Origin of the sequence: Streptococcus pluranimalium, from assembly GCF_047785745.1 — a bacterium.
Classification (GTDB): domain Bacteria; phylum Bacillota; class Bacilli; order Lactobacillales; family Streptococcaceae; genus Streptococcus; species Streptococcus pluranimalium_B.
In genome coordinates this window covers 1-10,689 of sequence record NZ_JBLOJT010000059.1, presented here as the reverse complement: position 1 = coordinate 10,689, position 10,689 = coordinate 1, and the positions used below count along the sequence as shown (strand labels likewise).

Here is a 10,689-nt window from a genome sequence, read left to right as displayed (position 1 = left end):
TTAATATAGTATCTGTCGTGAGAAATACTAATAATGGCTCCTAGATAGTTTTTTAACATTTCTCGAATAATAGGCTGACTAGTCGGTGAGAAGTGTCGAGTGGGTTCATCTAAAATAATCACACTATTATTGGCTAAGATCATTTTAGCAAAGAATAGTTTAGCTTTTTGCCCACCAGATAGTACTGCTAAAGAATGACGTATTTCATCGGAGGTAAACCGTAGACTTGCTAGAAGTGTTTTTACTGTTTCTTCTTTACTTACCTCTATTAAAAACTCAAATGTGGAAAGATTTGGAGGCATTGGATCTTCATAATGTTGTGGCATATAGCCAACAGATAAACCTTCTTTTTCTCTCATTTCTGCTAAGATTTGTTTGAGTAATCGTGTTTTACCGATACCATTTTGCCCCGTAATGACTAGTTTATCTTGTCCACGTATCAGTAAATCAACAGTTTGTCCAGTTTCTAGTTGTTTACTTTCCCAGTGAAGCAGGATCTTATTGGAAGGAAGGGGTGTGATTTCTGAAAAGAAAAGGTTAATCGTATCCATATCTTGTGGGATTTCAGTGAAATGTTTAGCCTCTCTTTCATAGCGTTTTTCTTGGGAAAGAACATTTTTAAGTTTTTTGGCTAATAGGCGTCCAGCCGGATCGCTTTTGGTATTTCGAAGTTGATACTCAACGCTTTGGTGGAGGCGGTGACTTCGAGCCATGCGGTGTTGGTATTCTTTTCGATCTTTATTGGCGAGTTGTAGCTGACGATCATAAATCTCTCTGCGATTTTGCTTATAATCCTGATAGATGCCACGAAAATAGTTGGCGCGTGGTGTCGTGCGTTTTTCGTGGCAATTCGAGATGGAGAATGGCAGTAGGGATATTTTCAAGAAAGGTTTCGTCATGTGAAATAAAAATAAGTGTTTGATCAGATTGATCAATAAACGATTCTAACCAACTCAAACCGTCCAAGTCTAAATCACTAGATGGTTCATCTAAAATTAATAAATCTGGATCCTGTGCTAAGAGTTTTAGTAGCTGTATTTTTATTTTTTCACCACCAGATAAACTATTCATGGTTTGATGGTTAGTTTCGAATCTTTCGATATCCATATGGAAATGATCAGTTAATTTGTAAAATAAAGAAAGATCGAAAAGACTATAGTCAATATCTTGATAGATAAAATCCGTCACTAGCTGCTCTAGCTGATTTCTTGAAAGGCTCTGTGGTAAGTAAGCTATATTGTGAAAGTGATTGATAATCTTTCCTTGACTATCTAGATAATTTGAAATTGATTCAACATCAATAATAGCTTTGATAAGGGTTGATTTTCCTGTTCATTCCTCTCCGATAATAGCTAATTTATCACCACTATTGACAACTACATTTAGGTCTTTAACTAAATCTTGTAGATCTTTTTGGTGAGTCAGTGTTAAATTTTGAATGTATAACATAAATACATCCTTGAACATGTTAAAAACTCCCTACTTTATCAAGTAGAGAGTTTTGGTATGCAAAGAGACCTGCAAATATAAAAGACAGGAATAAAAGAGCACACTAAAAAACGAAACTTGATAAAGTTATCATATTTTGTTTTTTAGTGAATCATGTGTTCCTTATCTCCAAATATTATTAAACTGATACTAACACATTTTGAAACCGCTATCATTTCTGTTGTGATAGACTTATGGCAAAAATTATTATTATTGGATGTCCTAGTTCAGGGAAATCTACCCTGGCACGACGACTCGCAAGACTAACTAAACTACCCTTGTATCACTTGGATATGATGAATTGGCAGGTAGATAAGACCACGGTGGCAACAGAGGTATTTATAGAGCGCCAAATGCAGGTCCTTAGTCAAGATAATTGGATTACTGATGGCAATTATGGTAGTACTTTAGATCTGCGTATTAAAGCTTGCGACACGATTGTTTTCTTGGATTATCCTTTGGACATTTGTTTAGAAGGGGTTAAAAATCGGATTGTAAAGTCAGACCGGATATGCCTTGGATTGAAGAATCTCTAGACCAAGAATTTGTTGATTTTATAAAAGGATTTTCTGAGCACAGCCGACCTAAAATAGTAAACTTTATGAAACTTTATCCCGAAAAAACATGGTACCAACTCAAAAGCAGGGAAGAAACAGAGCTATTTTTAAAGACAATCAAAAAAATATTCAAGTCATAGACCTGAATGATTTTTGATTATTATTGAAAATTAGTGACTAAGTACCTTATCAAGGAAATCTTTAAGTCGAGGGTGTTGAGGATTGTCAAAGATTTGCTCTGGTGTACCATCTTCGATGAATTGGCCACCATCGGTAAAGATAACACGGTTTGCAACTTGACGAGCAAATCCCATCTCATGGGTAACAATCAACATGGTCATGCCTTGCTCGGCTAGATCTTTCATAACATTTAGAACATCTCCAACCATTTCAGGGTCAAGAGCAGATGTTGGTTCATCAAAAAGCATAATATCAGGGTTCATTGCTAATGAACGAGCAATGGCAACACGTTGTTTCTGACCACCAGATAAACTTTCTGGGAGAGCGTCACGTTTTTCAGCTAAGCCTACTTTTTCAAGGAGTTCCATACCTTGTTTTTCAGCTTCAGCTTTCCCTAATTTACCAAGTTCGATAGGTGCAAACATGATATTTTCAAGAACTGTCATGTGTGGGAATAAATTGAAGTGTTGGAAAACCATCCCGATATTTTCACGAGCTCTGTCGATGTTAGTTTTTGGATCGGATAATTCAAAACCATCAACGATAACCTTACCACTTGTGATTGTTTCTAGTAGGTTTAAGGTCCGAAGGAAAGTTGATTTCCCTGAACCAGAAGGCCCGATGATACAAACGACATCACCTTCATAAAATTGAGCATCAATCCCTTTTAGGACTTCGTTATCGCCATAGGATTTGTGCAAATCTAGGACATCAATTTTTAATTCTGCCATTATTTAAGCCTCTTTTCTAGACGTTTTGCTAACTTAGTCAATAGAGTAATGATGACTAGGTAAATGATTGCAAGGATTGCATACATACGGAATGATTGGTAGTTACGAGCAATGATAATCTTACCAGTTTGGAAGAGTTCAACCAAGCCAATAGCTGAAACGATAGTTGTATCTTTTAATGAAATAACAAACTGATTGATGAAGTTTGGAAGCATTAATTTGACAGCTTGAGGTAAAACAATCTTACGCATAGTAGTTTTATAAGGAATACCAAGGCTTCGGCTAGCTTCCATTTGCCCACCAGGAACAGCTTCAATACCACCACGAACAATTTCTGCAATGTAAGCTCCGCCATTTAAAGAGAGAGCAATAGTTGCTGCGACAAAGTCATTGATTGGTGATTGTTTACCTGTAATACTTTGAATCAAGTTAGGAATTCCCCAGAAGATGAAGGCTGCTACAATCATCAATGGGATACCGCGTACTACATCTACGAAGACAGATGAGATGACACGGAGTACCTTGTTCGGAGCTACAGCCATCATACCAAAGATAATACCGATAATCATAGCGATAGCAAATGAAATAAGTGTCAGGCTAAGCGTTGTACCAAGACCAGAAAGTAACTGATTGTAGTTGTTTTTGATGAGGCCAATGATGGTAGTTTCATCAACAGATTTTTCTTCTTTATTAGTAGAAGTGGTTGAAGTAGCGAGGTATTTTTTGACGAGTTTATCGTAGGTACCATCTTCTTTGAGGGCAGCCATACCATTGTTGAACATTTCGATAAGTTCAGGATTTGTTCCTTTTTTTACAGCAAATCCAACTTGACCAGAAGGCTCTCCCTTGATTGGGGTTTCAAATTGACGTCCTTGCTGGATGGCGTAAGCCAAAACAGGTTCATCATCCATGAGCGCATCAATAGACCCTGAGTTTAAGCTGTCGTACATCGTAGACGCTTCATCAAAGGCTTTTAATCTGTAGCCATATTTATCTTTCTGACTAGCAAGGAAATCATAAGAAGAAGTACCATTTTTAGCGCCGACTGTCTTCCCTTTTAAGTCTTTATAGGAAGAAATATCAGTGTCTTTTTTTATAGCAAGGATAATATTAGTTGTGTAGTAAGGATCAGAGAAATCAAAAGTTCCTTTACGTTCGTCGGTAATCGTCATACCTGCAATAGCACCATCAGCTTGACTAGACTGAACAGCATTAAGTGCAGCATCGAAGCCGACATTGTTGATTTTGATTTTGAAGCCTTGTTGTTTAGCAATTGCCTTGATCAAGTCCATATCAAAACCAGTATATTTGCCAGAATCATCTTGGTATTCAAATGGTGCAAAAGATGTGTCAGAAGCGATGACATATTGCTCTTTTTGTGGTTGTGCTTTAGCATTAGCATCACCAGTTGATTCTAGTTTAGCAATTGTTGCTTCTTTACCGAGCCATTTTGTCATGATTTCATCGTAGGTACCATCTTTTTTCATGTCAGCAAAAGCTTCGTTGAAATCTTTGATGAGGTACTCATACTGACTGCCCTTTTTGACAGCAAAGGCAAAACTTCCGACTTTTTCGCCATCCATATTGATAGCGTAATTTTTACCTTGTTTAATTGCAAATTGAACAACAGGTTCATCATCCATAGCTGCAACAATAGAGCCTGAATCAAGGCTGTTATTCATAAGGTCACCAGTATCGAAAGTTTTAACTTTGAAGTTATATTTTTTCTTGATTTTATCTAAGAAAGTTTGAGCAGCAGTACCGTTTTTGACACCAACAGTTTTACCTTTTAACTGACTGTATTTTGTAACGTCGTTACCCTTTTTAGTATAAAGAACAACAGCAGTATCATAGTAAGTATCAGAGAAAGTAAAGACTTTTTGTCGTGGTTCAGTAACTGTTGTACCAGCCATCAAGGCATCAGCTTGGCCAGCTTGTACAGCATTTACTGCGGCATCAAAGCCAGGGAAGGTCATATTAATATCCCAATTCTTACGTTTGGCAACTTCGGTGATAATATCAACATCAATTCCTTTGTAAGTTTGGTCAGAATCTTTGAATTCAAAAGGTGCATAAGCAGTATCAGATACAATATCAATTGTATCTGCAGCAACACGAGCACCGAACACAAAGAAAACAGAAACAAGCGTTAACAGAAATGCTTTAAATTTCGTCTTCATGTTCATCTCCTTATATAAAAAAATTATAGCTCATTATAGCAAAAAAAATGGAAAAGAGCAATATTTTGATAAGTCTGTGTCATAAAACCTAACATATCGATTGTTTACTTAAAAATGGACACTATTAAGTTAGTTCAATTCAGCAACAGTGATCATATATATTCTTTTTATCCTCTGGTTCTCTATCGTCAAAGAGATTAAAGGATCTTTCTTGATGAGCGGTTTAGGCAATTATTAGCTAGCATATTAGGAGATAACTATTAAAAATTACAACTAAACTCATAAAACAGTTGAACAATGCAATTAAAGAGAAATTATAATAGGGCACCTCTAAAAACTTCAAGTAGTTATTAAGTAAGCCCTATTTATAAGCATCATTTCCAGTAAGCTTCGCTTTCGAAGCTTACTTCTGGCTTATTTTCCTATTTTTGGGCGCACTAAGCCCATGATGGCAATCCCAGTCGTTTGATTTGCTCAAAACGACAGATAGTGTAGAGCAGGTTGGTTAAGGTCACATTGGTTTTAGCTCGTGCCTTCCCAAGTGCTCGACAGCTCCTACCCTTCATGCTCGTTTCAATGAAGCCAAAAACATGCTCAACGCGACAACGGACTTTGGCAATATGACGATTAATGACCGTATCAGTCTCAGTCAACGGTTTATTTCTAAAAGCACGACGAACCGTGTGGTGGCGACAACCTCCTGGTACTGATTGTCCAACATAAGCACTGTCATCAAAAACCGCTTCATTGGCATCACAAAGAGCAGCTAGGACATTGGAGTCGTCTACACTAGCTGTTGTGACCTCATAAGTTTTGATAAGTTTTGATTTTCTATCGACACCAATATGGTTTTTATAGCCAAAATAGCGGACATCACCTTTGCGTATCCCAGTCGCATCTACGTCTTTTTGGCTCCGTTTAGTCTTGTTCCAACCGTCTACCTTTTCGCCTTCCTTGATGTTCTGATTGTCCTCACGTGAATGGCGTTGTTTAGGGCATTCGACAAAGGAAGCCTCCACAATCTGACCTGAATGGGCAATCAACCCTTCATCTGTGAGATGGGCATAGAACAAATCGAACAACGCCTTTTCACGACCTGACTTGGTTAATTTCTCACGATAGAGCCAGATAGTTTTCGCATCTGGAACAGTGTCTTCATGACAACCAACAAACCGACGAAAAGATAGACGATCCAGCAGTTGGTATTCCATGGCATCGTCAGATAGGTTATGAAGACGTTGAAGCAAGAGCACTTTGAACATCATGAGATAGTCTAGGTGAGGACGACCGCCACGACTGATGACTTTATCTTTACGACTGAATAACTCTGACAACAAAGGAATATGTTCAAATCCATAATGGCATCCAAACGTTCTAAGGGATTACCTTTCTCTGATAGTTTTGACAAGATTTTTTCATCGTCTGTGAATACATGCATGACAGCTTTCCTCATTACTCTTGATTCTATTATCTTATTTTTGGGAAAGTTAGGGAGTTTTTAGAGGTGCCCAATATAATAAGAAAATTATAAAAAACTAGGAGGAAACTATAAAATGAAAAAACTATTAATAAATCGATTTGATTTCTATCAAAAATGCTCCACTTGGCTTCTAGTCTTGGTAATGTAAAATATCTTGTGTAAACACAAAAAGGAATAAATCCTGTATAGTAGAGTTGCGACACTTCACTAGAAAGAGATTTATTCCCATGCCCCAGTTTACCACAGAATTACTAAACTTCCTAGCCCCAAAGCAAGATATCGATGACTTCTTTCGTCAATCTCTAGAGACAGCCATGAATGAGCTCTTGCAAGCTGAATTATCAGCTTTTCTCTGATATGAACCCTATGAGAAAAGTGGTTATAACACAGGTAATAGCCGCAATGGCACCTATTCTCGTCAATTTGAAACCAAATATGGAGCTGTGAGTTTAGCAATACCAAGAGATCGAAATGGTGAGTTTTCGCCAGCTATCTTGCCGTCCTATACTAGACATGATGACCATCTAGAAGAAATGGTTATCAAACGCTACCAAACTGGTGTAACAACTCGTGACATCAGCGAGATTATCGAACGAATGTATGGTCATCACTATAGTCCGACGACTGTGTCAAATATCACAACAGTAACGCAAGAGAACGTCACTGCTTTTCACGAGCGCACACTTAAGGAAAACTATTCCGTGCTTTATCTTGACGGGACATACTTACCTTTGCGCCGAGGAACGGTTAGTAAAGAATACGTTCATATTGCTCTTGGGATTACTCCTGAGGGCTATAAATCCGTTTTAGGATATGAGATGGCACCAAATGAGAATAATACTTCTCGGAGTGACCTTCTCAATCGACTTCAAAGGCAAGGAGTCCAGCAAGTGTCGCTAGTTGTCACTGATGGATTCAATGGCTTGGAGCAAGTCATCCAACAAGTTTATCCTTTAGCAAAACAGCAACGTTGCTTAGTTCATATTGCTCGCAATATGTCGAGTAAAGTCAAACGTGTAGACAGAGCTTCTATTATTGAGCAGTTTAAACAGGTTTACCGAGCAACTAGCTTTGAGGAAGCAAGAAAGTTATTGAGACAGTTTATGGATGAGTGGAAATTTTGTTATAAGAAGGTGATGGAGTCGCTTGAAAAGACAGAGAATTTATTCACCTTTTACCAGCTCCCATACTGTATTTGGCCAAGCCTATACTCGACTAACTTGATTGAATCACTGAATAAAGAAATTAAGAGACAGTGTAAAAAGAAAGTAGTATTTCCAAATGAAGAATCACTTGAGCGACGTTTGGTAACTATTTTTGAAGACTATAATTTCAAGTTTGGACACCGTGTTCATAACGGTTTTGGAGCGTGTTCTGATACCCTCGATAGTCTATTTGATTAACATTTAGAAACTCGACTAGGTGTTTACACAAAATTATTGACAGTACCTTCCCATGTGAGATGATTGTCGATACGTCATTTTCCTGTGTAAATTTTTTTCTATCTTTTTTTCTATCTATAGTAAAATACTATGATAAAATAGAGGCATGATAGATAGACAAGAACATAATACTTTCAAATTAGTATCTAAATACCAACCTTCAGGAGATCAACCTCAGGCTATTGAACAGCTGGTTGATAATATTGAAGGGGGAGAAAAATCACAAATTCTCCTAGGAGCGACAGGTACTGGTAAAACCTATACCATGAGTCAAGTCATTAGCAAGGTTAATAAGCCAACTCTTGTGATTGCTCATAATAAAACGTTGGCAGGTCAGCTCTACGGTGAGTTCAAAGAATTCTTCCCAGACAATGCGGTTGAGTACTTTGTTTCTTACTATGATTATTATCAGCCGGAAGCTTATGTGCCGTCATCAGATACCTATATTGAGAAGGATTCGTCGGTTAATGATGAGATTGATAAATTAAGACACTCAGCAACGTCAGCGCTTTTGGAACGCAATGATGTAATAGTTGTGGCATCCGTTTCTTGTATCTATGGTTTGGGATCACCTAAAGAATATGCTAATTCAGCCGTTTCTTTACGTCCAGGTCAGGAAATCTCAAGGGACCAACTCCTTAATCAATTGGTTGATATTCAGTTTGAGCGCAATGATATAGACTTCCAACGTGGGCGTTTTCGTGTGCGTGGCGATGTTGTGGAAATTTTCCCAGCTTCTCGGGATGAACATGCTTTCCGTGTTGAATTTTTCGGCGATGAAATCGACCGGATTCGTGAAATTGAAAGTCTTACAGGAAAAAACTTGGGTGATGTCGAACACTTGGTGCTCTTTCCAGCAACCCACTTTGTGACTAACGATGAACACATGGAGCAGTCTATTGCTAAAATCCAAGCGGAATTAGAAGAGCAACTCAAGGTCTTCGAATCAGAAGGAAAATTGCTAGAAGCCCAACGTCTTAAACAAAGAACAGAATACGATATCGAAATGTTGCGTGAAATGGGTTATACCAACGGGGTCGAAAACTATTCCCGTCATATGGATGGTCGTAGTGAGGGGGAGCCACCTTATACCTTACTTGATTTCTTCCCAGAAGATTTCATGATTATGATTGATGAGAGTCATATGACCATGGGACAAATTAAGGGTATGTATAATGGTGACCGGTCTCGTAAACAGATGTTGGTTGACTATGGTTTCCGTTTACCGTCGGCACTTGATAACCGTCCTCTTCGCCGTGAAGAATTTGAAAGCCATGTCCATCAGATTGTCTATGTGTCAGCGACACCTGGTGATTATGAAAACGAACAGACTGATACAGTGATTGAGCAAATTATTCGTCCGACAGGTCTTCTGGATCCAGAGGTAGAAGTTCGTCCAACCATGGGACAAATGGATGACCTCTTAGAAGAAATCACTATCCGTGCTGAAAAAGGGGAGCGTACCTTTATCACTACTTTAACCAAAAAGATGGCGGAGGATTTGACCGACTATCTCAAGGAAATGGGTGTCAAAGTCAAATACATGCACTCGGATATTAAAACACTTGAACGTACGGAGATTATCCGTGACCTTCGTCTAGGTGTCTTCGATGTCCTTATCGGAATTAACCTGCTTCGTGAGGGAATTGATGTGCCAGAAGTTAGCTTGGTTGCGATTTTGGATGCGGACAAGGAAGGATTCCTTCGAAACGAACGTGGTCTTATTCAGACTATTGGTCGCGCTGCCCGTAACTCGGAAGGGCATGTTATCATGTATGCGGATAAGATTACTGAATCCATGCAGCGTGCCATGGATGAAACGGCTCGTCGTCGTGAGATTCAGATGCGCTATAATCAGGAACACGGTATCGTTCCACAGACCATTAAGAAAGATATTCGTGATTTGATTGCTATTTCTAAAGCTTCTGATACGGAAGTTGCTGAACAAACGGTTGACTATATGGCTATGAACAAGTCAGAACGTCAAGAAGCCATCAAGAAATTGCAAAAACAAATGCAGGAAGCAGCAGAATTACTTGACTTCGAATTGGCGGCACAGATTCGCGATATGGTTTTGGAATTAAAGGCGATGGATTAGCAATTAGTGAGGTAGTATATAAAAACAAATCATTTTGGACAGTTAGTTGGTGATTTATTGGATATTATTTCTTCAGGGAAATTTCCGGACCTTGAAGTGCTATCAGGTCAGACAGTCAAGATCGAAAAAGTAAACGTAAGTCATTTTGATGATTTTTTCGCTGTTTATAGTTCCTTATCGAAGGTATGAGTGGAAGTGTGACTCTTTAAATGAAGCTTCTAGGAGAGCAACGGAACGACTCGGTTTTATCTACAAAGGGACTTTTAGATAAGCAGTTATCTATAAAAATCGCAACAGAGAGAGATACCAATTGGTACTCAATTATTGATAAAGAATGGTCGGGGAAAAAAGCCGATTAGAAGCTTGGTTAGACGATAGCAACTTTGATGCTAATGGAAAACAGATTAAGCCACTCAGAGAATGTTAGCAGTAAAAAAGCTTTGGAATGTACTACTCCAAAAAAGTTGGACAATTAATTATTGGCTCTTCGTCAACTGTAGTGGGTGACTTATAATTAACATCTAGAGAGAATC

General features: G+C 38.4%; 4 protein-coding genes and 4 pseudogenes. 4 read left to right on the top strand and 4 right to left on the bottom strand.

Going from position 1 to position 10,689, the window contains the following annotated elements; genetic code table 11:
• Positions 1–1,449: pseudogene (locus ACMZ6U_RS06995) on the bottom strand (ATP-binding cassette domain-containing protein); the annotation flags it as partial.
• A gap of 332 nt (positions 1,450–1,781) precedes the next feature.
• Between ACMZ6U_RS06995 and ACMZ6U_RS06990 the strand changes: the two are divergent.
• Entirely contained in the window at positions 1,782–2,024 is a 243-nt protein-coding gene (locus tag ACMZ6U_RS06990) for a hypothetical protein (protein WP_416107430.1), read from the top strand.
• 191 nt (positions 2,025–2,215) lie between these two features.
• Here the strand turns inward: ACMZ6U_RS06990 and ACMZ6U_RS06985 are convergent, their stop codons facing one another.
• From ACMZ6U_RS06985 to ACMZ6U_RS06975, 3 genes and pseudogenes are all read right to left on the bottom strand, one after another.
• The gene (locus ACMZ6U_RS06985; protein WP_416107428.1) at positions 2,216–2,956 is read right to left on the bottom strand and encodes an amino acid ABC transporter ATP-binding protein; all 741 of its coding nucleotides are present in this window, start codon (positions 2,954–2,956) and stop codon (positions 2,216–2,218) included.
• Positions 2,956–5,136, bottom strand: coding sequence for an ABC transporter substrate-binding protein/permease (locus ACMZ6U_RS06980; protein ID WP_416107426.1), 2,181 nt, complete (start codon positions 5,134–5,136; stop codon positions 2,956–2,958). Before ACMZ6U_RS06980 ends, ACMZ6U_RS06985 begins: the two co-directional genes overlap by 1 nt.
• A 437-nt stretch (positions 5,137–5,573) precedes the next feature.
• Positions 5,574–6,574: pseudogene (locus ACMZ6U_RS06975) on the bottom strand (IS5 family transposase).
• Between the two features lie 269 nt (positions 6,575–6,843).
• On the opposite strand from ACMZ6U_RS06975, the pseudogene ACMZ6U_RS06970 reads away from it, so the two are divergent.
• The 3 genes and pseudogenes from ACMZ6U_RS06970 to ACMZ6U_RS06960 form a co-directional block, all read left to right on the top strand.
• A pseudogene (locus ACMZ6U_RS06970) lies at positions 6,844–8,019 on the top strand (IS256 family transposase).
• Positions 8,020–8,164: 145 nt separating this feature from the next.
• Complete coding sequence (uvrB, locus tag ACMZ6U_RS06965; protein WP_416107425.1) at positions 8,165–10,156, top strand: excinuclease ABC subunit UvrB; 1,992 nt, start codon at positions 8,165–8,167, stop codon at positions 10,154–10,156.
• Between the two features lie 175 nt (positions 10,157–10,331).
• Positions 10,332–10,583 (top strand): annotated as a pseudogene (locus tag ACMZ6U_RS06960) (GNAT family N-acetyltransferase); the annotation flags it as partial.
• Positions 10,584–10,689 lie beyond the last annotated feature (106 nt).